The sequence below is a fragment of the Streptomyces sp. NBC_01549 genome (assembly GCF_026339955.1).
Classification (GTDB): Bacteria; Actinomycetota; Actinomycetes; order Streptomycetales; family Streptomycetaceae; genus Streptomyces.
This window is the reverse complement of record NZ_JAPEPW010000004.1, coordinates 587,001-607,637: the sequence shown is the minus strand read 5'-3', so window position 1 is coordinate 607,637 and position 20,637 is coordinate 587,001. Positions and strand designations below refer to the sequence as shown.

The 20,637-nt window shown below is 69.4% G+C and carries 22 protein-coding genes and 1 pseudogene; 12 read left to right on the top strand and 11 right to left on the bottom strand.

The features are described from left to right. Positions 1-59 precede the first annotated feature (59 nt). Positions 60-728, top strand: a complete 669-nt coding sequence (locus OG819_RS53550; RefSeq protein ID WP_323139487.1) for a winged helix-turn-helix domain-containing protein — start codon at positions 60-62, stop codon at positions 726-728. Between the two features lie 677 nt (positions 729-1,405). After that, positions 1,406-1,702 (top strand): DUF4158 domain-containing protein, encoded by a 297-nt coding sequence (locus OG819_RS53545; protein ID WP_266657162.1) that lies wholly within the window; start codon positions 1,406-1,408, stop codon positions 1,700-1,702. On the opposite strand, the gene OG819_RS53540 is transcribed toward OG819_RS53545, so the two are convergent. The 7 genes and pseudogenes from OG819_RS53540 to OG819_RS58970 all read right to left on the bottom strand — a co-directional run bounded on the left by OG819_RS53540 (position 1,684) and on the right by OG819_RS58970 (position 9,432). Then, the gene (locus tag OG819_RS53540) at positions 1,684-2,343 is read right to left on the bottom strand and encodes a monooxygenase (protein WP_266657160.1); all 660 of its coding nucleotides are present in this window, start codon (positions 2,341-2,343) and stop codon (positions 1,684-1,686) included. The two genes, OG819_RS53545 and OG819_RS53540, sit on opposite strands and share 19 nt — an antisense overlap. Positions 2,344-2,667: 324 nt before the next feature. Then, on the bottom strand, positions 2,668-3,483 hold the full coding sequence (locus OG819_RS53535) for a class I SAM-dependent methyltransferase (RefSeq protein WP_266637310.1): 816 nt from the start codon (positions 3,481-3,483) through the stop codon (positions 2,668-2,670). Positions 3,484-3,768: 285 nt separating this feature from the next. Further along, a pseudogene (locus OG819_RS53530) lies at positions 3,769-4,356 on the bottom strand (NADH:flavin oxidoreductase/NADH oxidase); the annotation flags it as partial. A 68-nt stretch (positions 4,357-4,424) separates the two neighbouring features. Continuing rightward, positions 4,425-5,234 (bottom strand): alpha/beta hydrolase, encoded by an 810-nt coding sequence (locus OG819_RS53525; RefSeq protein ID WP_323139476.1) that lies wholly within the window; start codon positions 5,232-5,234, stop codon positions 4,425-4,427. A gap of 127 nt (positions 5,235-5,361) precedes the next feature. Beyond that, positions 5,362-6,060, bottom strand: coding sequence for an alpha/beta fold hydrolase (locus OG819_RS53520; RefSeq protein ID WP_266635894.1), 699 nt, complete (start codon positions 6,058-6,060; stop codon positions 5,362-5,364). A gap of 141 nt (positions 6,061-6,201) precedes the next feature. After that, positions 6,202-8,436, bottom strand: coding sequence for an XRE family transcriptional regulator (locus OG819_RS53515; protein ID WP_266657158.1), 2,235 nt, complete (start codon positions 8,434-8,436; stop codon positions 6,202-6,204). Positions 8,437-8,805: 369 nt separating this feature from the next. Continuing rightward, on the bottom strand, positions 8,806-9,432 hold the full coding sequence (locus OG819_RS58970; protein WP_323138317.1) for a transposase: 627 nt from the start codon (positions 9,430-9,432) through the stop codon (positions 8,806-8,808). Between the two features lie 383 nt (positions 9,433-9,815). On the opposite strand from OG819_RS58970, the gene OG819_RS53500 reads away from it, so the two are divergent. Together OG819_RS53500 and OG819_RS53495 are read left to right on the top strand one after the other, a co-directional pair. Next, on the top strand, positions 9,816-10,118 hold the full coding sequence (locus tag OG819_RS53500) for a 4-oxalocrotonate tautomerase family protein (RefSeq protein ID WP_266657156.1): 303 nt from the start codon (positions 9,816-9,818) through the stop codon (positions 10,116-10,118). Positions 10,119-10,174: 56 nt separating this feature from the next. Continuing rightward, complete coding sequence (locus OG819_RS53495) at positions 10,175-10,690, top strand: cupin domain-containing protein (RefSeq protein WP_266635900.1); 516 nt, start codon at positions 10,175-10,177, stop codon at positions 10,688-10,690. Positions 10,691-10,755: 65 nt separating this feature from the next. Here OG819_RS53495 and OG819_RS53490 read toward each other — a convergent pair whose 3' ends face one another. From OG819_RS53490 to OG819_RS53475, 4 genes are all read right to left on the bottom strand, one after another. Beyond that, positions 10,756-11,742, bottom strand: a complete 987-nt coding sequence (locus tag OG819_RS53490) for a zinc-dependent alcohol dehydrogenase family protein (RefSeq protein WP_266657154.1) — start codon at positions 11,740-11,742, stop codon at positions 10,756-10,758. 263 nt (positions 11,743-12,005) lie between these two features. After that, entirely contained in the window at positions 12,006-12,185 is a 180-nt protein-coding gene (locus OG819_RS53485; RefSeq protein ID WP_266635904.1) for a hypothetical protein, read from the bottom strand. Continuing rightward, positions 12,167-12,457, bottom strand: coding sequence for a YciI family protein (locus OG819_RS53480; protein WP_266635906.1), 291 nt, complete (start codon positions 12,455-12,457; stop codon positions 12,167-12,169). Before OG819_RS53480 ends, OG819_RS53485 begins: the two co-directional genes overlap by 19 nt. 55 nt (positions 12,458-12,512) lie before the next feature. Further along, positions 12,513-12,920 carry a nuclear transport factor 2 family protein gene (locus OG819_RS53475; RefSeq protein ID WP_212726445.1) on the bottom strand — a complete coding sequence of 136 codons (408 nt, stop codon included), beginning with the start codon at positions 12,918-12,920 and terminating at the stop codon, positions 12,513-12,515. Positions 12,921-13,263: 343 nt separating this feature from the next. On the opposite strand from OG819_RS53475, the gene OG819_RS53470 reads away from it, so the two are divergent. The 8 genes from OG819_RS53470 (at position 13,264) to OG819_RS53435 (ending at position 20,612) form a co-directional block, all read left to right on the top strand. Beyond that, on the top strand, positions 13,264-13,566 hold the full coding sequence (locus OG819_RS53470) for a 4-oxalocrotonate tautomerase family protein (RefSeq protein WP_266635909.1): 303 nt from the start codon (positions 13,264-13,266) through the stop codon (positions 13,564-13,566). A 32-nt stretch (positions 13,567-13,598) separates the two neighbouring features. Continuing rightward, positions 13,599-14,033, top strand: a complete 435-nt coding sequence (locus tag OG819_RS53465) for a heme-binding protein (protein WP_266435075.1) — start codon at positions 13,599-13,601, stop codon at positions 14,031-14,033. Between the two features lie 85 nt (positions 14,034-14,118). Then, the gene (locus OG819_RS53460; RefSeq protein WP_266657152.1) at positions 14,119-14,952 is read left to right on the top strand and encodes an alpha/beta hydrolase; all 834 of its coding nucleotides are present in this window, start codon (positions 14,119-14,121) and stop codon (positions 14,950-14,952) included. A 106-nt stretch (positions 14,953-15,058) separates the two neighbouring features. Continuing rightward, a complete protein-coding gene (locus tag OG819_RS53455; protein WP_266657150.1) occupies positions 15,059-15,337 on the top strand; it encodes a WhiB family transcriptional regulator in 279 nt (92 codons plus the stop codon). A 237-nt stretch (positions 15,338-15,574) separates the two neighbouring features. After that, positions 15,575-16,444 carry an aldo/keto reductase gene (locus tag OG819_RS53450; protein ID WP_266657148.1) on the top strand — a complete coding sequence of 290 codons (870 nt, stop codon included), beginning with the start codon at positions 15,575-15,577 and terminating at the stop codon, positions 16,442-16,444. Positions 16,445-16,680: 236 nt separating this feature from the next. Continuing rightward, positions 16,681-16,845, top strand: coding sequence for a hypothetical protein (locus OG819_RS53445; RefSeq protein ID WP_266657146.1), 165 nt, complete (start codon positions 16,681-16,683; stop codon positions 16,843-16,845). Positions 16,846-16,890: 45 nt separating this feature from the next. Continuing rightward, positions 16,891-17,718 (top strand): alpha/beta fold hydrolase, encoded by an 828-nt coding sequence (locus OG819_RS53440; protein ID WP_266657144.1) that lies wholly within the window; start codon positions 16,891-16,893, stop codon positions 17,716-17,718. A 71-nt stretch (positions 17,719-17,789) separates the two neighbouring features. Beyond that, positions 17,790-20,612: a LuxR family transcriptional regulator gene (locus OG819_RS53435; protein ID WP_266657142.1), complete on the top strand. Its 2,823-nt coding sequence runs from the start codon at positions 17,790-17,792 to the stop codon at positions 20,610-20,612. Positions 20,613-20,637: the final 25 nt, after the last annotated feature.

Here is a 20,637-nt window from a genome sequence, read left to right as displayed (position 1 = left end):
GCATCCTCGCCCTCTGCCCACCACTACTGAACTTGAATGGGTGATGTCGGGTCGTTCGGCTGAGCCTTTGGCCCTCTGCGCTGTACCACGGCTGGGCTGACCAGCGGTGGACCCTGGCGCGCGTCAAGAAGCTGATCGGTCGGCTCTTCCGCATCTCGTACACGGTGGAGGGCACGTGGCGACTGCTCAAGCGGCACAGCTGGTCGTGGCACCAGCCCGCGCGCCGCGCGATCGAGCGTATCGACGACGCGGTGGAGCTGCGGAAGAAAGAGGTCTGGCCGCGGGTGGCAGGCATGTCCTGCTACACGACGGGCGAGCGAGCGCGGCTGATCTACGCGGTCCGCGAATACCGCGGACGCAAGAACCAGCCGAAGGGCTTCGGCTCGCGGGACTTTCGCGCCCTGCTGGTTCGCGCCCGGATCCAGGTGGGTGGTCCGATCGTGCTGGTCCGGGGCAACGTCAGCATTCACCTGACTGCAGACTTGCGCGAGTTCTTCGCGACCAACACCGACTGGCTCACGGGGTTCCAGCTGCCTGCCTACGCACCGGACCTCAACCCGCAGGAAGGCGTGTGGTCTGTGGTCAAGCGCGACCTCGGCAACCTCGCCGCCGCAGACCTGGGGCAGATCACCGGGACCGTGAAACGACGCAAGCTCAAAATGCTCCAGTACCGGCCACAGGTGCTCGACGGCTGTCTCGCCGACTCTGGCCTGGCCCTCGACGAGTGACCAGCTTGGGAACCTGACACCCGAACATACGTTCAGTAGCATCGCGTCGCCTGGATCAGGTTCCGCCTGACGAATCGAGTGACACACTCACCGTTGTCGACTGTGGTCAGAATCTGCAGAAGATCGGCTGTCCGTGCTGCGGGGCGTCGATCGACACCGAGCGGTGGGCTGACCTGCTCGAAGCCCACTGCGACGACGGCTTCGCCACCCTCGCCGTGGTGGTCCCCTGCTGCGGAGCCTCGACCTCGCTGGACGCGCTGGACCACGACTGGCCTTGTGGCTTTGCCCGATTCGAGATCGCCATCTGGAACCCCGAGCGTGCCTTGTTCAGCGACGAGGAACTGACCACCATCGGGGACACGCTCGGACATCCAGTGCAGCAAGTCAGGGCCCTCAGCGGCTCGCATGTCAGCTGCTCCCGCAGCCACCGGCCTCGCAGATGCCGTGGTCGGCCGCCCAGCAGGTCCGGAACATGATGCCGGCGCTGCAAGACCGAGCCGACCGCCTCCGGTTCTTGCTGCGCGACCGCGACGGCAGATTCTCCGCCGCCTTCGACATCGTGCTCACCGGCGCCGACATGCAAGTTCTGCTCACCCCGCCAAGACCTCCGAAGGCGAACACCTTCGCCGAACGCTGTGTGCGGGCCGTCCGACGCGACTGCACTGACAGTCCACGAGGTGGAGGTCCGGTTCCCGGAGTCGGTCAAGGAAATGCCCGGGGCGGCGGTGGAGTACGTGGCCCAGCAGATGAAGGTGCCTGCGGAGGCGTGGGCGGACTACGACTGGCATGGCGACCGGATCAAGCATCATCGCAAGAAGGTTCGGGCGGCGTGCGGGTTCCGGGCGAACACCGAGGAGGACCAGGACCGGCTGGCCGCATGGCCGGCCACCGAGCTGTGCACGGTGGAGCTGTCGCGTGACCGGCGCTCGGCTGCGGTCGTGGCCCGGTGCCGCCATCAGGTGGCGATGGCCTGAAGCCTCGCGTTGCGAGCGTCGATCGCTTCCTGCGTGGAGGGCACGATGAGTTCGCCGCCGTCCGTGACGCTGTTCTGGGCGAACTCGACGTAGGGGCGCTGGCGTTGCTCGTAACGCTCGAACGCCACCGTGTGATCGCCGCCTGCGTCTTCGAGTTCCTCGGCCAGAAAGTGCGCGCCGCCGAGGGCCAGTGAGGTGCCGCGGCCGGAGAGCAGCGCCGCGCAGTGCGCGGCGTCGCCGATCAGGGCGATACGGCCTCGGTACCAGGTGGGCATGTGGATCTGGCTGACTGAGTCGAAGTAGAACTCGGGATCGGCGCGGACCGCGTCGAGCAGCTGCGGGATCTTCCACTCGGTGTGTCCCGCAAAGGCGTCCAGGAGGATCTTCTTCTGGGCGTCGAGGTCGCGGTAGTCGTAGTCGAGGAGCCCGGAGCGGAAGAGGAACACTCCGAACGCCTTGTTCTTGTAGCGGGCGATGCTCGCAAGGTGGCCGGGGTAGTTGTACAGGGGGCTGGTCCGGTCGGCTCGGGCTTCGGTGGGCAGGTCGGTGAGTGCGACGTAGAGGCCAAAGTGGCGCAGGTAGTCACGTTCGGGCCCGAAGGCCAGCCTGCGGGTGACCGAGTGCAGGCCGTCGGCGCCCACGACGAGATCGAAGCGTTCGGCGCGGCCGGAGACGAAGTGGACGTCGACGCCGTCGCCGTCGTCGGCGAGTGCATCGACGGAGTCGCCGAAAACGATGTTGCAGTATGCGTAGGAGTTGAACCCGCCCTCACACCGGGTCGGGCCGTTCCCCGTTGAACCCCAGGAGACTCACGAGCCCTGCTTCGTCAGCCTCTAGATGATCGATTCCAAGGGGTTCAGTGGTCGTAGGCGGTCAGTGCGCGCATGACCGGCTGGCCGCGCATGAACCTGGCTCCACTCATCAGGCCCCCTTGGCATCGATCATCTAGGGAACCGGGAGGCGCTCTACCGGCGGACCGCCGAGATCAGTCCGCCGGGCCGCTCCTCGCGCTGCGGCGGGGTGCTGATCGGGCGGCCGTAGGCGGCAGCGCGCTCGCGCAGGGTGTGGCTGTCGGCCTCCCAGCCGTGCCCGGCCAGCCAGCCCACCGGGTCGTCGGGCATCTCCGAAACCCACATGGACGCCGGCGATCCCGGCACGGCGTCCGCGCCGAAGCGCTCGATCACGCCGCGCGAGCCCAACGTCAGCCCCATCCGACTGCCTGCCGCCGACTGCGTGCTGATCCGGGCCAGCAGCAGCTCCACCGCGTCCTCGGGCAGATAGATCAGCAGTCCTTCGGCGATCCACACGGTCGGCGCCGCCGGGTCGTGCCCTGCGGCGGCCAGCGCGCCTGGCCAGTCCTCACGCAGATCCACCGCGACGGTGATCCGCTCGCAGCGTGCGACGGCCCGCTCCTGGCGCAGCACCGAAGCCTTGAAGTCCAGTGGCGCGGCGGTGTCGACCTCGAACAGCCGGGTGCCCTCGGGCCAGTCCATCCGGAAGGCCCGGCTGTCCATGCCGGCGCCGAGCAGCACGACCTGCCGGACCCCGGACGCGAAAGCCTGCCGCAACAGGTCGTCGAGGAACTTCGTCCTGATGACGATGGAGAACGACACGGCCAGCCGGCGGCGTCGCGCGGCCTCGTCATCGGGCAGCGGCGGCGAGGAGGGCCCCAGGCCGCCGGCGGTGGCGAAGGCCTGTGCCAGTGGGTCGCGGAACAGCGCGTTCTCCCGCTCGGTCTCCAGCGCCCGCACCCTGGCCACCCCCACCGCCGTGGCCCACACTCCCGACGGCTGCACCCGCTCCTGCTCATCAGTCACCGCGCCAGCCTAGATGATCGATTCCAAGGGGGCCCGATGAGTGGAGCCAGGTTCATACACGGCCAGCCGGTCATGCGCGCACTGACCGCCTACGACCACTAATCCCCTTGGAATCGATCGTCCAGATCCGTCACACCATCGATCATCTCGGCTCAACGAGTCGTCCACCAGCTCGTCACCGGTCCCAGATCAGAGGTCAGGCCCTTGGCGCATACAGAGTGCCGCCCGGCGGCGCCTTCACAGATGGCCTTATGCGCGGTGGTACTGGATGGGGAAAGTGAGATCGCGGCCGAGTTCTCGGGCTGCGTGGTGCGCCCAGTACGAGTTGCGGAGCAGCTCGCGGGCCAGAAGTACGGCGTCCGCCTTGCCCGTGGCGATGATCTCCTGAGCCTGGACGGGCTCGGTGATCATACCGACGGCTGCCACAGGCATCCCGGATTCGTTGCGGACTCGATCGGCGAAGGGCACCTGGTAGCCGGGCCCTGTCTCGATCTTGGCATTTGGGGCGTTGCCGCCGGTGGAAACGTCCAGCAGGTCCACGCCACGCGCGTGGAGCTCCTTGGCGAATCGGACGGTGTCGTCCGCGGTCCAGCCGTCCCGGTCGTCCGCGGGGTTGTCCGTGAGCCAGTCGGTGGCGGAGATGCGGAAGAAGAGTGGCAGGTCCTCGGGCCGTACGGCGCGGACGGCGTCCACGACTTCAAGGGCGAAGCGGGTCCGGCCCTTGAAGGATCCGCCGTACTCGTCGGTGCGGCGGTTGCTGTACGGGGAGAGGAACTGGTGAATGAGGTAGCCGTGGGCGCCGTGGATCTCGGCTACTTCGAATCCCGCCGCGAGGGAAACCGTGGGCCGACGGCATGCTGTGCCCCGGCCCGTCATCGTGCGGGCCGGGGCAGATGGGCCGGAGATCAGACGGCGGCTTGGGCGGCGTCTTCGACGAGGCGGGCGGTGATGCCCGGGTGGCTCATCATGGCGACATGGGATGCCCCCGGCACATCGACAACCTTGCGGGCGCCTGCGCGCTGGTAGAAGAAGCGTTGCAGGGCGGGCGGGATGGCCTGGTCCGCGTCGGCCACCAGTCCCCAGGACGGGATGGTGTGCCAGGCGGCGGCAGTGGTGACGTCGGTGAAGCAGGCGGCGCTGAAGGGCCGCTGAGTGGCCTGCATCAGGCGGGTGGTGGCGACGGGCAGGTCGGCGGCGAACGCGGCCCGGAAAGAGTCGGCCTCCAAGTACAGGTCGGTGCCGGTGGTGCCGTCGGGGCTCGGGCAGGGCACTGGCCGAGTTCCGGCCTGGATGATGCTGCCGGGGTACTTGTTGATCAGCACGCCGAGTTGCTCGCCATCGTCGGGGGCGAAGGCGGCGATGTAGACCAGCGCCTTGACGTTCGGGATGCCGGCGGCGGCGTTGGTGATGACGGCACCGCCGTAGGAGTGGCCCACCAGCACGATCGGACCACTGATCGACTGGAGGACGCTGGCGAGGTAGGCGGCGTCGGTGGGCAGGCTGCGCAACGGGTTGGCGGGGGCCATGGTCGGGTAGCCGGCGTGCTGGAGTCGCTCGAGGACGCCGTTCCAGCAGGAGGCGTCGGCGAATCCGCCGTGCACCAGCACAATGGTCGGTCTGGTCCTGTCCTTGGAGCGGTCGGCGGCAGAGGCGGCCGAGGAGAGGGGTCCCGTCAGTGCTGCCGTGCCCGCGACGACGGCGCCGGCGGCAAGCACTCAGCGTCGGGTGAGCTCATGGCCCATGAGGGGTTCCTTCACGGTGGGTCGGGATGGGAAGGGCTCTCGCCCGGCTGCAGGCCGGGCGAGATGTGCTGGTGACGCGGTGGGGCAGGGCCCTTCGCTGCTACGCCTGACCGTTGAGTCCTTGGGCGGCGTGGGCGATGACGGCGGCCACGACGGCCGGGCGGGAGACGTAAACGGCGTGGCTGCCGGGGGTTTCGGAGACGGTGGCGCTGGCCCTCTCCGACATGGCGCGCTGGGCGGGCGGCGGAATCATGCGGTCGTCCGTGGCGACCAGGTACCAGGACGGCTTGGTCTGCCAGGCCGGTTCGGAGACGGCCCCTTCGAGGGCCTCGACGCCCCAGGGGACCTGCGAGTCGGCCATGAACGCCGACAGCTTCTCGGGCACATCGGCGGCGAAGGAGGCCGCGAACCTGTCCCGGTCCAGGAACAGGAACTCGTCCTGGGGCGGCAGGATCGGCGGGACCGGCGCCCCGGGCGGCGGGTCGGCGATCAGGGAGCTGACCGACTCGCCCTTGTCCGGGGCGAACGCGGCGATGTAGGCGAGCGCCGCGACGTTGGGGTGGTTGCCGGCCTCGGTGATGACGACACCGCCGTAGGAGTGGCCGACCAGCACGGCCGGGCCGTCGAGGCCGTCGAGGACCTGGCGGGTGGCGGCGACATCGCCGGCCAGCGACAGGGTCGGGTTCTGCACGACGGCCACCTTGTAACCGTCGGCGCTCAGGTGGTCGTAGACCCCCTGCCAGCCCGATCCGTCCACGAAGCCGCCATGCACGAGAACGATGTTCCTGATGGTTGCCATGGTCACTCCTGACCTGGAGGGACAGTGCCTTGGGGTCTGTCCCGGTGCACATCAGCCAAGTCGAAAAGACGCGGTCGGACCACGCAGAACAGCACGCAGAAGTACCCGCCCGATTCTCTGCGGGTAGGACCTTGGACGAGGTCAGGGGGCGGCGGTCGCCAGGGCGTGGCAGCGGCTGCTCGCCACGGGGTCACCGATCGCTTCGAAGACCTGCGCCGCCCTCGCGTAGGCACGGCGACTCTTATTGGACCGGCCTTCGCCGGCGAGCAGAGCGGCCAGTGTCTCCAGGGCGCCGGCCTGCCGGTAGTCGGACATCTGGAACATGTCGATGACGTCGATGCCCTCGCTGAGCATGGTGATCGCCTCCGCACGGCGGCCGAGGCGTTCGAGACAGTGGCCGATGCGGATCAGCGCGAGGGGCTGGCTGACAGTCACGACGCTCGGTGTCATCCCCGACTCCGGGTCCTCCAGCAGAGCGAGCAGTCCAAGGTATTGCTCCAACGCTTCCGTGTAGCGCCCTTCGTCGAGAAGGCAGTTGGCTATGTGGGCGAGGCACTGGACGTAGGCGTCGATGTCGCCCATGGTCTTGAACATCTCCGCCGCCCGGGAAGACGCTGTGACGGCTTCACCGAACCGGCCGAGCAGACGCTGTGCCGAAGCGGCGTACTCGTGTGACCAGGCAATCTGCGCCGTGGCACCGCCCCGGGTGGCCAACTCCAGCGCCCGGGCCGTATACCGCAGCACAGCCTCAGGATCGCTGGGCGGCACCGAATGGACCCAGGCCAGATAGTTCAGCTGGCTCGCCTGCTGCGCCAGGTCACCAAGAGCGGCGGCCGCTTCCGCGCCGAGCGTGAACACCTCGCGCCAGTGCGGGCCGTGCGCCCACAGATCGGAGAACCAGTGCATCGACTCCGCGCAGTCGAGGATGAGGGAGTGCCTGCCGCTGCCTGCCGCGGCCCGCATCGCGCCCAGCCAGTTGTCCACGTTCCCCCGAAGCCACCCTTCTGCCTCCTGCGGAGAGGCCAGGACGGCGAGATCGGGGTCGGGCCGGTCGGGACGGCCGTATCCGGGTTCGAACCACCGCCCGGACAGCGTGGCCATCCGCAGCAGCCACGACGTCACCCTCGCCGTCAGCGCCTCGCGCTCGGTCGCGGCCTCCTCCTTGTGGAGCCGGTCACGGGCGAACAGACGGACCAGGTCGTGGAAGCGGTAATGGCCTGTGGCGCTGTCATACAGCAGGCCGAGATCGACGAGGTCGTCCAGAGCCTCCCAGGCATCCTCGACCGACACCCCGCCGACCACGGCCGCCAGGGCTTCGTCGAAATCCTGTCCCGGTACCACGGCAAGCCGCCGGAACATCCGCCGCGCGGAATCGGTGAGCTGCTCGTACGACATCCCGAACGCGTTGGCGATCTTGAGATCACCGGCCTTGAACTGATCCAGCCTTCGCTCCTCGTCCGCCAGCCGCGCGGCGAGTTCGGCAGCGCTCCATCCGGGCCGGCTGACCAGGCGGTTCCCGATAATCCGCAGCGCCAGCGGCAGACCACCGCACAACTCGGCGAGCCGGCTGAGGGCCGATTCCCCGTCGGACGCGGAACGTTCGCCCAGAATCCCGGTCAGCAGTTGCGTGGACTCCGGCAACGGCAGGGGCCCGAGGACAAGCCTGCGCACCCCCTCCAGACCCGACAGCAACCGCCGGGTGGTGATCAACGCCCTACCCGCGCCCCCTCCCGGCAGCAGCGGGCGCACCTGCTCCTCCGACGCGGCGTTGTCGAGAACCACAAGGACACGCCTGTCCCGCAGCAGCGACCGGTACAAGGAGCCGCGCTCCTGGGTGTCGCCCGGGATCTGCTGGTCCGCGACACCGAGCGCGCGCAGCAACAGTTGCAGAGCCTCGGCGGCGGCCAGAGGCCGCTGGGACATGCCCAACAGATCGAGGAAGAACACCCCGTCGGGAAAGCTCGGCCGTACCGAATGAGCGGCACGGACGGCGAACGTGGTTTTTCCCAGGCCCGCGGATCCGGTGATGAGCCCCACCACACCGCCCCCCGGCGAACTCTCGGCGTACACCAGCTCGCTCACCCAGACCAGTTCCGTGGCATGGCCGGTGAAGTCGTCGACCGACCGGGGCAGTTCACACAGACCGGTCGGACGCGTCCAGTGATCCCGCAGCCGACCCTCGCGCGCCAACTCCAACAACTGCTTGCGGACATCGCCCTCCAGCGCAAGGGCATCCGCCAAAGCGGTCACGGTCCGATGCTGAGGTCCTTTGCTGCGGCCACGCTCCATGTCCGACAGCGTCCGAGCACTGACCCCCGACACCTCGGCCAGCCGCTCCAACGTCAGACGTGCCGCACGCCGATGAGCACGTAACACCTCCCCGAAACCGAGACGTCCAGTGATGGCGCCACACCCCCTTCAGCGGCGAAGGCACCCCACCCGCCGCAACCGAGCAGCGAGCCTGCTCAGACCGTCTTTCACCGCGCACGTTCTACCACCACTGACCCGCACCGAGGCCGGCTCGTCGAGCAGCGCGATTGTCGTGTCGGATATATCGGACACATTCAACCGCCTACCGAGTGTCACTGCGTCGAAGCCGGTCGTGGTCATCGAGTACTGCCCTCGGAAGTCTGGGAAAGCTGGCGGTATGGTGCTCCAATAACGCGCCCCTTTTTTCACCTAATGACCGAATAGCGATCGTTTTTGTGACAGCGCTGCTGCCTTGGCTGATACCGCTCCCGTCCTTCAGGTCGCCGTAGGGCTGCCAGCCAGGTAAAGCTCCAAGCTGTCGACTGACCCACCCCGCCTCCGGGCAACCTTTGCGCGCACCTCGAACTGCAGCAGTCGCGTGACGTCCGTTTCGTGAACATGTGAGTCCGAGGAGGGCGACCGGTCGTCTGGCGTCGCGGGCGTTGTGCCGGAGGCCGGCGGCGATGGCGAGGCGGAGGACGCCGATCGCGAGGTTGCGCCAGGACGCCACGGCGCGGGGGGCGAAGCCGGTTCGCAGCTGAAGGCGTCCTCGGCGAACATCACATCTCTGATGTGATGCAGGGCCTCGGGCAGCGGTTCACCAGCCCGTCTCCGAGGCCAGCGGGCCGCCTTGCGCAGAATCTCCCGTTCCTTCTTCAGCTCGGCGTTCTCCCGCCGCAAGGCGGCGACCTCGGCCTCCAAAGCCAACGGCACCACCGCAACCGCCGGCGGCTTTGCCGTCCGACGGCTGCGCGGACGACTGGTGCCCGCGTCTCGGATCCAGTGGCGCAGCGTTTCCGGGTTCACACCCAGGTCGGCGGCAATCCGCTTGATCGTCGCCTCGGGCTGCGACTCGTACAGCGCGACCACGTCCGCCTTGAACTCGGGCGGATAGTGCTTCATGGCCACGACACATCCATCTCTCAGACCCTCAAGATCCACTATCTCGAGTGTCCACGATCAGGGGGAAGGTTCACACTCTGCGGCGAACCCGGTGTGGGCAAGTCCGCGCTGCTCGACACGGCCGCCGATCTGGCCCTGGCGTACGGCATGCGGACGCTGCGGGCGGCCGGGGCCGAGTTCGAGGCCAATATCGCGTTCGCGGGACTCAACCAACTGCTGGTGCCGCACTCACCGCCCTCGGCCAGCACGATCGGCAGGGCCGGCAGTAACCGGGCGGAAGAAACCAGGTCGGATGACTGGTGCGGGCCGGATGCCCCCAGGATGACGATTCAGTTGTCCCCGCCATTCGGCAGGACAACGCATCCTGATCCAAGGAGCACCCCATGCCGTTCGTCAACGTCAAGCTGGTCGAGGGCGTGTTCACCACCCAGGAGAAGCACGACATGGCCGCCGCCCTGACCGAGGTGATGGTCAAGTTCGAGGGATCCGAGGCCTTCCGCGAGGTCGTCTGGGTCCTCATCGAGGAACTCCACACCGACGGCTGGCACATCGGCGGCAAGCCCTTCGCCGGCCCCGCCAGCCTCCTGGACACCCTCGGCCGCTCCGCCGCCACCTACCAGACCATCGACGGCCACCCCGTCACCCGCCCCGACCTCGCCAAGGCCGCCCCCTACGTGGAGAAGTAACACCACCCCGCACAACGAGAAGTGCACCACCATCTTGATCACACGGGAGCCACTGAATGAGTTTCGTCGTACCCGCATCCGCCTCCGGTCTGGAGCCCGTAGGCGGCGGGCTGCACGTGCCCGCCGCGGAGGGCATCACCACCTGGTTCAACGGCGACATCTACACGACCAAGCTCACCGCGGAGCAGTCCAACGGGGCGTTCGGTTTCGTGGAGGCCAGCGTGCCTCCGGGCGGCGGGCCGGCTCCGCATGTCCACGCGCACACCGACGAGACGTTCTACCTCGTCTCCGGGGAGCTGGAGTTCCTCGACGGCGACAGGGTGTTCACCGCGCGCACCGGCGACCTGGTGTTCTGTCCGCGAGGGAACACCCACCGGTTCACCAACACCGGGCTGCACCCGGCGAAGCTGCTGTTCATGTACACCCCAGGAGGAGCCGAGGGCCTGTTCGTCGAAGGCGGCGACGAGCCCCGGCCGGGGGTGCAGGTGCAGCCGTGGGGGCCCGAGCGTATTGACGAGCGGATGCTGGGCCTGCTGGCCAAGTACGACACGGGCCTGCCCGCCGCGCAGTAGCAGGCGCTGAACAGTAAGGAGCCCGGTAGCGCGATGGTCGCGCTACCGGGCTCCTTGCTGTTGGGTCAGGCGTCGATGTCGACGACAATCTTGGCGTGGGCCGAACCGTCCTCGACGGCCGCGTGGGCCTGGGCGATCGTCTCCAGGTTGTAGCGGCGGGGATCGAGCAGCGGCTTGAGCAGGCCCGCGTCGGCCAGGGCGGCGGCTTCGCGCAGGATTTCGCCGTGGTGGCCGCGGCCGTTACCGGTGAGCATGGGCAGCAGGGTGAAGACCCCGGAGTAGGTGGCGCCGCGGAAGGAGAGCGGGGCCAGGCTGTGGCTGCCCCAGCCCAGGGCGCTCAGGACGTGGCCGGTGTAAGGGCGCACCGCTGCGAAGGAGTTGTCCAGGACGGTGCCCCCGACGGTGTCGAAGACGATGTCGAAACCCTCGCCGCCGGTGTGGGCGGCGACGTACTCCTCCACCTCGGTGGTGGCGTAGTCGATCGCGGTGGCGCCGAGCCGGCGGATGGTCTCGGCGTCGGCGGCCGAGGCGGTGGCGAAGACCTCGGCGCCGCGGGCGCGGGCGATCTGTACCGCGACGTGGCCGATGCCGCCTGCGCCGCCGTGTACCAGGACCTTGTGCCCGGCACCGACCTTGGCCCGGTCCACCAGCCCCTCCCATGCGGTGACCACCGACAGCGGCAACGCCGCGGCCTCGCGCATGGTCAAGGTGGCGGGCTTGTGGGCGAGCAGGCGGGCGTCGGCGGCGGCGTACTGAGCCAGTGATCCCTGCAGGTCGCCGACGCCGCCGCTCAGCCCGTACACCTCGTCGCCGACGGCGAAGCCGGTTACCTGCGGCCCAACCTCCTCGACCGTGCCGGCCAGGTCCAGGCCCAGCACCGCGGGCAGGACAGCACGGGCGTGCGCGGCCAGACCGGCACGGATCTTGGTGTCCAAGGGGTTCACGCCGCTGGCGGCGATCCTGACCAGGACCTGGCCGGGGCCGGGCACCGGTGTGGCGATGTCGGCCAGTTCCAGCGGGGTGGCGAATTGTCTGAGCACGGCTGCGCGCATGGTCACTGTCTTTCGGTGGGTCCGGGTGGTGGCCGCCGTCATGAGGGGCGGTGGAGCTGGGGATGGGCCGGTCGCGCTGGGGTCGCCAGGGCGAGAACTGCGAGAAGCCGGGCCGAGCCGGTGTCGGTAGGAGTGGACGACCACGTCCACATAGCCCTCGTTGGGAAAAGCCTGTGCGGTGCGGTCCAGAAGCGTGTCGTCGAAGTCCCGGTCGGGTGAGTTGCGCCGCCGGATCACCTCGGCGATGTCGCGGCGGTTGCCGGTCAGGCCGCGCCGTCCGCGTTCGCCGCGACGACGTCGGCCCCCAGCGCCGCCTGCTCCCCCGACCGGCCCGTCTCGAAGTAGGCGACGTCCAGGACACCGGCCCGCACGGTGCGCGGGGTGCCGAGCCCGGCAGAGCCCACGGATGTCGTCGCTGCGGGGATCACGGCTGTAGCAGCCACTGGGTCTCGGTGCTCGCGCGTGAGGGGCGCCAGTCGATGACCGTGTGCGTGGCCACCTCGGCGATGCCGAAGGGGTCCAGGGCCAGGATTCGGCCCAGTGCCTCGCGGTCGGCGGCCCGGGCCAGGACGAGGCCGCCCGTCCTGGGTTCCTGGCGGCCCGAGGCGAGGAAGTGGCCGGCCGCGTAGTTCTCCTCCAGCCAGGCGTTGTGGGCTTCCAGGTGGCGGTCGATCTCTTCGAGCGGCGCGGTGTAGTTCAGGATCACAACGAACATGGCGTGCACTGCCGATCTTCGGACGGGGCGGTCAAGGGGGTTGAGGCGGTAGGGGTCAGGCGGGCTGGACCCGGGCCCAGAAGTCGTTGAACTCGACGCTGTCGAAGAACGCGACAGCGCTGACGATCCGCTGGTCACGCATGGTCAGGAACCAGGCGTAGGTGTTGTCGTAGCGCGAGCCGTCCCGCACCGTGGCGCTCGCGTCGAACAGGGCGACCACGGTGTCCCCGTCGGCGTACAGCGCGCGGACGGACGGCACCAGCGGGCTGCTCATCCGGGCGTTGAACGGGGCGATGACCGTGGAGAGGAACGCCTCGCGGGTGGGGTAGGTACCGGAGGCGACGCTGTTGCCGACGATGGTCCAGTCGGCGTCCTCGGCCAGGAGGTCGAACACCCCACCGGTACCGGCGGCCCAGGCGTCGAACGCCTCCGCGACCAGCTGCTTGTTGGATTTCTCGGACATGGGGTTTCTCGTTTCATCGGTGAGGGATTCGGCGGCTGCGCCGTCCCTACCCATGGTCGTCGCCGCCCCACGGCCGGGCATGAGTCATCCGACCCGGGTTTCACCGCCCCGAGCCCACCTGGGCGGATACGGCCACCGGCCCGGTGCGCCCGTCGCAGGCACACGACACACCCGGTGCGATGGTGTTGCCGCGGGCCGCACGGCTCTGGTGCGAGGGCGGCGCCGCACAAAGGCCCTTCGCAGTCAGGTCGGATGACTGGTGCGGGCCGGATACCCCCGGGATGACGATTCAGTCGTCCCCGCCACTCGGCGGAACAACGCATCCCGACCCAAGGAGCACCCCATGCCGTTCGTCAACGTCAAGCTGGTCGACGGAGTGTTCACCCCCCAGGAGAAGCACGACATGGCCGCCGCACTGACCGAGGTGATGGTCAAGTTCGAGGGATCCGAGGCCTTCCGCGAGGTCGTCTGGGTCCTCATCGAGGAACTCCACACCGACGGCTGGCACATCGGCGGCAAGCCCTTCGCCGGCCCCGCCTCCCTCCTGGACACCCTCGGCCGCTCCGCAGCCACCTACCAGACCATCGACGGCCACCCCGTCACCCGCCCCGACCTCGCCAAGGCCGCCCCCTACCAGGAGAAGTAACACCACCCCGCACGACCTGTAGAGGAACGGCCATGCCCATCACGCAGATCTCGCCCGTCATCCTCACCCTGGACGACGCGGCCACGGCCACCGCCGCAGGCGTCCACAAGGCCACTGAGCTCGCGGTCCCGTACACCTTCACGGTCCTCGACGGCGGCGGCAACACCGTACTGGTGACCCGGATGGACGGCGCGGCGCTCGCCTCCATCGACACCTCCGGGGCCAAGGCCCGCACCGCGGTGTATTTCGGCGCCGCGACCGCCGATCTGGCCCCCGCGGTGCAGTCCGGCGCCCCGCTGTCCTCGATCCAGACCGCTACCACGCTCCCGCTGGCCTTCGTCGCCGGCGGCGTCCCGATCACCGACGCCTGCGGGGTCGTCGTCGGGGCGCTGGGTGCCGGCGGCGGGTCACCCGCGCAGGACCACGAGGTCGCCGCCTTCGCGGTCCAGGCCCTGCGCCGGCCCTGAACCGGCGGCCCTCCCCTCCCTCCCCCCTTTTCACCCGCACCACCGCGCCGTCACATCCACCCCTTCCCACTCAGGAAGCGAAGCCATGCCCTACATCACCGTCGCCAAGGAAAACACCACCGACGTCGACCTGTACTACGAGGACCACGGCCAGGGCTCGCCCGTCGTGCTGATCCACGGCTACCCGCTGGACGGCAAGTCCTGGGAGCTGCAGATCCCGGCGCTCCTTGAGGCCGGGCACCGCGTCATCGCCTACGACCGCCGCGGCTTCGGCCAGTCCAGCCAGCCCACCACCGGCTACGACTTCGACACCTTCGCCAACGACCTCCACGTACTGCTCGACGTGCTGCGGCTCAAGGACGTCGCCCTGGTCGGCTTCTCGATGGGTACCGGCGAGATAGGCCGCTACATCGGCGCCCACGGCACCGCCAACCTGCGCAAGGTCGCGTTCCTGGCGCCTATCGAACCGTTCCTGCTGCAGACTCCCGACAACCCCACCGGCCTGCCTGCCAGCGTGTTCGACGGGATCGTCTCGGCCGCGGAGTCGGACCGGTACGCCTGGTTCACCAGCTTCTTCAACGACTTCTACAACCTCGACATGAACCTGGGCACCCGCATCAGCGAGGAGGCGGTGCGGGGCAGCTGGATCACCGCCACGCGCATGTCCCCGTTCGCGTCCTCGGCCGTGGTGCCCAGCTGGCACACCGACATGCGCGCCGACATCGCGAAGATCGACGTGCCGACGCTCATCCTGCAGGGAACCGCCGACCGGATCCTGCCGATCGACGCCACCGGGCGACAGTTCACCAAGGCGGTGCCCGCCGCGCAGTACGTCGAGATCGACGACGCCCCCCACGGGCTGCTGTGGACCCACGCGGACCAGGTCAACGCCGCGCTCGTCGACTTCCTGGCTTCCTAGCCGTCACGCGGGCGGGCGGGAGCCCGGCCACTGCCACCTCCTGCCCGCCCGCACACCGCCCGACTGCCCGCCCGCTACTGCTACTTCCGCGGAGAAGAAATCAACCATGAACGCCAGTTCCCTCGTCCCCCTGCTCGACGCCTGGCAATGGCAGGCAGACGCCGCCTGCCGGGGCATGGCATCGGCCGTGTTCTTCTCGCCTCCCGGCGAACGCGGCCACCGCCGGCGCAGGCGCGAACAGCGCGCCGTGGAAGTCTGCCGGGCCTGCCCGGTCCTCGACAGGTGCGCCGCGTTCGCGCTGAGCACCCGTCAGCCGTTCGGAGTCTGGGGCGGCCTGACCGAACGCCAGCGCGACGTTCCGCGCCCCGTGTCGAGGGCCGCGTGAACGCGGCCGACCTGCCCCACCCCAAGGACGCGCCCTCTCGACCCGTCCCGGGGCTGTGCATCACCGCGCAGCGCACCCACCGAGTAGCCGATGACCACCACCCCCTGAGGCCGCAGCGCCGGCCGACCCACCCCCGGCAACAGAGGCTCCCGCCGCGCTCCACCAGCCGACCCACGCAAGCGTCGGCACCCCGCCCGAACTTTTAGACGAACGTTTATTCGACCAGGAAGGCAGATCATGACACAGGAAACCGCACGCCCCGTCGACGCCTCCGGGGTCTACCGCCTCGGCGGCGACCTGCCCGTCAACCGGCTCGGCTACGGTGCGATGCAGTTGACGGGCCCCGGAGTCTGGGGCGACCCCAAGGACCCCGAGGAGGCCGTGCGCGTGCTGCGCCGGGCCGCCGAACTGGGCGTGAACTTCATCGACACCGCCGACTCTTACGGCCCGTTCGTCAGCGAGCAGCTCATCCGCAAGGCCCTGCACCCGTACTCCCAGCACCTGGTGATCGCCACCAAGGGCGGGCTCTCCCGCTCGGGCCCGGACGACTGGCGCGCGCTCGGCCGCCCCGAGTACCTGCGGCAGCAGACCGAACTGAGCCTGCGCCACCTGGGCGCGGAGCGGATCGACCTCTACCAGTTGCACCGCGTCGACCCCAAGGTCCCGCTGGCCGACCAGGTCGGTGAGCTGCTCCTGCTGCAGCAGGAGGGCAAGATCCGCCACATCGGCCTGTCGGAGGTGACCGTGGAGCAGATCAAGGAAGCCCGGAAGATCGCGGACATCGTCTCCGTGCAGAACCTGTACAACCTGGCCAATCGCGGTGCCGAGGACGTCCTGGAGTACGCCGAGCGGGAAAACCTGGGCTTCATCCCGTGGTTCCCGATGGCCACCGGCCAGCTGGCGCGCCCGGGCGGCCCGCTGGACACGCTCGCCAAGGAGCACGGCGCGAGCCCCTCCCAGCTGGCCCTGGCCTGGCTGCTGCGGCGCTCCCCAGTGATGCTGCCCATCCCCGGTACCTCCCGCGTGGCCCACCTGGAGGAGAACACCCAGGCCGCGCAGGTCACCTTGACCGACGCCCAGTTCCAGGCACTCAGCCAGGCCGTCTGACCAGCGCCCCAACCCTGGCGGGCCCTGTGCACTCCCCTCCCCGCAGCCACCCCCTGGGCCGGGTCGCGCGTCCCCCCGGCCCAGGGGGTTCCATCACGAAAGCGACTTCATGGCACGACCGACCTGATGGACCTCGTCCTGACAGCCCATGGAGGCCTTGACCGGGGGCGCCAGGACAAGACGATCCACGCGACGGGAGCGGTGGGCGGGCCCTGCTGCGCTGCCACGCACGCGCCGTGCGCGAGCGCACCACCGTCCGCATCGGACCCGTCAGTGCCGCGGTCGCCCGTTTCCTCGCCCTCGTGTGTGCCCCGCACCCCCTGCCCGCCGACCTGGTCCAGGAGCACGGGCAACCCGTACCCGCACCGACCTCCGGGCACCTGGCCCTCAGCGCCGCCTGACCCAGTTTTCCCCTCACCCCCGCCCCCCTCCCAAGGAGATCCATCATGTCCATCCCCCGTCCCCGGCTGCGCACCCTGCTCATCACCGCCGCCATCACGGCTTCGGCCAGCCTGTCCCTGATCCCGTTGGCCTCCGCCCACACCACCCCCGCCGCCCCCAAGCCCACGGTGGTACTGGTGCACGGCGCCTTCGCCGACGCTTCGAGCTGGAACGGCGTGGTCGAGCGCCTGCAGCACGACGGCTACCCGGTCATCGCTCCGGCCAACCCGTTGCGCGGCCTGGCCGAGGACTCCGCCTACGTCGCCAGCGTCCTGGCCAGTGTCAAGGGTCCGGTCATCCTGGTGGGCCACTCCTACGGCGGCGCCGTCATCTCCCAGGCCGCCGCCGGCGACCCCCAGGTCAAGGCCCTTGTCTACATCGCCGCGCTCGTCCAGGACAAGGGCGAGAAACTGAGCGCGCTGTCGAACAAGTTCCCCGGTACCAACGAACTGGCACCCGCCCTGCGCCCTGTGCCCTTCAGCAACTCCGACGGCACCGGCGGCTCGGATCTGTACGTCGACCCCACCCGCTTCCGGGCCGTATTCGCGGCCGACCTGCCCGCCTCCCAGACCGTCGTGATGGCCGCGGAACAGCGCCCCGTCGCCGCCGCCGCGTTCGCCTCCTCGGCCACGGCCGCCGCCTGGCACACCATCCCCTCCTGGGCCCTGGTCGCCAGGCAGGACGAGGCGCTGGGCGCACCGGTGGAGCGATTCGAGGCCCGGCGTGCCCACTCGCACACCATCGAGATCAACAGCTCCCACGTCGCGATGATCTCCCACCCCGGCACCGTCACCCACCTCATCGAGGACGCCGCCACGACCACTGCCCCCTAGAGAACAGGACGACGCAGTGCGGTGCGGCGTCGAATAGAGTCGAGACAGACAAGGGAAAGAGGCACCTCCGCATGAGCGCAGAGCACCCGGGCGCCGAGGGTCCGGAGGTCGGGACCGGCCTGACCGGCCGGTCCAGCGAACTGGACCTCATCAGGGCAGTGATCGACGACACCGCCCGACTCGGCGGCTCGTTGACCCTGTTCGGTGATCCCGGTGTGGGAAAGTCCGCCCTGCTCGACGCCGCCGCCGATCTCGCCCGCGCCAGGGGTATGAGGACATTGCGGGCTGCCGGCGCTCAGTTCGAGGCCAATATCGCGTTCGCCGGCCTCAACCAGCTGCTGGTGCCGCTGGTCCCGCTGTTCGCGGAACTCGGCCCGGACCACGAGAGTGCTCTGCGGGTGGCACTGGGCTTCGGCGACGGTGCGACCCCCTCGCGCATCCTCATCTCGACCGCGGTCCTGTCACTGCTCCTGCTCGCCGCACGAGAACAGCCGCTGGTCGCCATCATCGACGACGTCCAGTGGCTCGACGACGCCAGCGCCGACGTCCTGTCCTTCGTGGCCCGGCGGGTCGCCGGAACCCGTGTGCGCATGCTCTCGACAGTCCGCACGACCGGGGAGCCCCTGCGCATTCGCGGCGACGTCAACAGCCTCACCATGCATTCTCTGGACGACTCGGAGTCCGAAGCCCTACTGTTCTCCCGCTACCCGCACCTGGCCGAGCATGTGCGCCGGCGCATCGTCTCCGAGGCCCAGGGGAACCCGCTCGCCCTCGTCGAGCTACCGGCGACGCTGGCCTCGGACCGGTACCCCACGGCGGACGCGCTTCCCACCGTGCTGCCGCTGACCGAGCGGCTCACCCGGATGTTCACCGCCCGGATCGCCACGCTCGCACCGGAGACCCGGGACCTGCTCCTGCTGCTCGCCCTGGACGGTTCGGGCCAGGCAATGTCCGCCGAGAGTGTGGTGGGACCCGATGCCGCCAATCAGCTCGACATCGCCGAACGTGAGCACATCGTCGTCGTCGACAGCCGCCACTCGGTCGTCTTCCGCCACCCGCTGGTGCGCTCCGCCGTCGTCGAACTGGCCCGGCCCGAGCAACGGCGCAGGGCCCACCGGGCACTCGCCGGCTGCCGACGCGCCGATCCGGGACGCCGCGCCTGGCATCTCGCCGATGCGTCCTTCGGCCCCGACGAGGAGGTGGCCACCCTCCTTCAGCACGAGTCGATCCGGGCACTCAAACGCGGAGACCCGTCCGCGGCGGTGGCGGCGATGACACGGTCGGCCGATCTGAGCCCGGATCCCGAGCACCGATCTCAGCGCCTGGCCGGGGCCGCGTACTTCGCGGCCGAGGTGATGGGAGACCTCCAGACGGTCTCGCAGCTGCTCACCGACGCGCGCCGCCTGGACGCCAACGTCGGCTCGCTGGCGACCGCCTCGGCCGCGGCCTCGCTCATGCTGTACTCCGACGCGGACGTCGTCTCGGCCTTCCGGGTGCTCACCACCGCTCTGCGAGCCCCCGAAGCGGAGCCGACCGCGGATGAGATCAACTCCGCGATCTGGGTCCTTTCGGTGATCGCCTCGCTCAACGGGCGCAAGGAGATGTGGGACCCCTACCTCGAACTGGTCGACAGGTACCGCGACTTGCTGCCGGAGGGATTGATCGTCCGCTCCGAGGTCGTGTCCAATCCGGCCCTTGTCTCCCCGGAGGCACTGCACACCCTGGACCAGGAGATCGCGACGCTGGCGACCGAGCTCGACCCCGGGCAGATCATCCGCGTCGGTTATGTCGCCAACGATGTCGACCGCCTCGCCGACCTGCGGGAACCGTTGCTGCGCGTCTGGCAGGACGCTGCCCGCACGGGGGCCGTCGCCTCCGTCACCAACGCGCTCATGCTGCTGTGCGCGGAAAGCTACCTCGCCGGGCGATGGGACGACACCAAGCGCTTCGCGGAGGAGGGACTGGAGCGCGCCGAGTCCTACGGGTACGTCAACTTCGTCTGGTTCCTGCACTACAGCAGGGCCCTCGCCGCAGCCGCGCTCGGGCAGCAGGATGAGGCGGAGGAACCGCTGGAGGGAATGCTGGCCTGGTCGATCCCGCGCCAGGCCTTCATCGTGCCGCAGCACGTGTACCGCGTACGGACCCTCGCGGCGATCGGCCGCGGCGACTTCGAGACGGCGTATACACAAGCGACCAAGATCAGCCCACGCGGACTGGAACCCGGCACCGCCCGGCAACTGCAGCTGTTCGTCGCCTACGACCTCGTCGAGGCAGCCGTCCGGACCGGCCGGTCGGACCAGGCGCGCGATTACGTCGAGGCGATGCTGCGGATGGGCATCACCAAGATTTCTTCCCGCTGGGCGATGCTCGTGGCCGGGGCGCAGGGGTTGGTGTCCGAGGGAGAGGTGGCGAGCGCCCACTTCGAGCGGGCCCTCGCAGCGGCGCCCGAGAATCTGTGGCCCTTCGAACGCGGGCGCGTACTGCTGGCCTACGGCGAGCACCTGCGCAGGGAGCGGGCCACCGTGGAGTCACGCACACGCATCAACGCTGCGCTGACGATCTTCGATCGGCTGCAGGCCGCACCGTGGGCCGAGCGCGCCAGGAACGAACTGGGGGCGACCGGCGTGTCCAGGCGGCAGGCCGGCTCGACAGACGTCCTGCTCACTCCGCAAGAGCTGCAGATCGCCACGCTCGCGGCCTCGGGCCTGACGAACAAGGCGATCGGCGAACGGCTGCACCTGTCCGCCCGCACGGTCAGCGGACACCTCTACAACGTGTTCCCGAAACTCGGCGTCACCGCCCGCGCCGGCCTGCGCGACGCACTCACCGCCCTCACGGCACAGGAGGACCTGCCACCGGGTGCGGTGGTGCGCCGGGACCCCGACGGCCGGTGAGCCATCGGGGTTGGGTGTAGCTCTC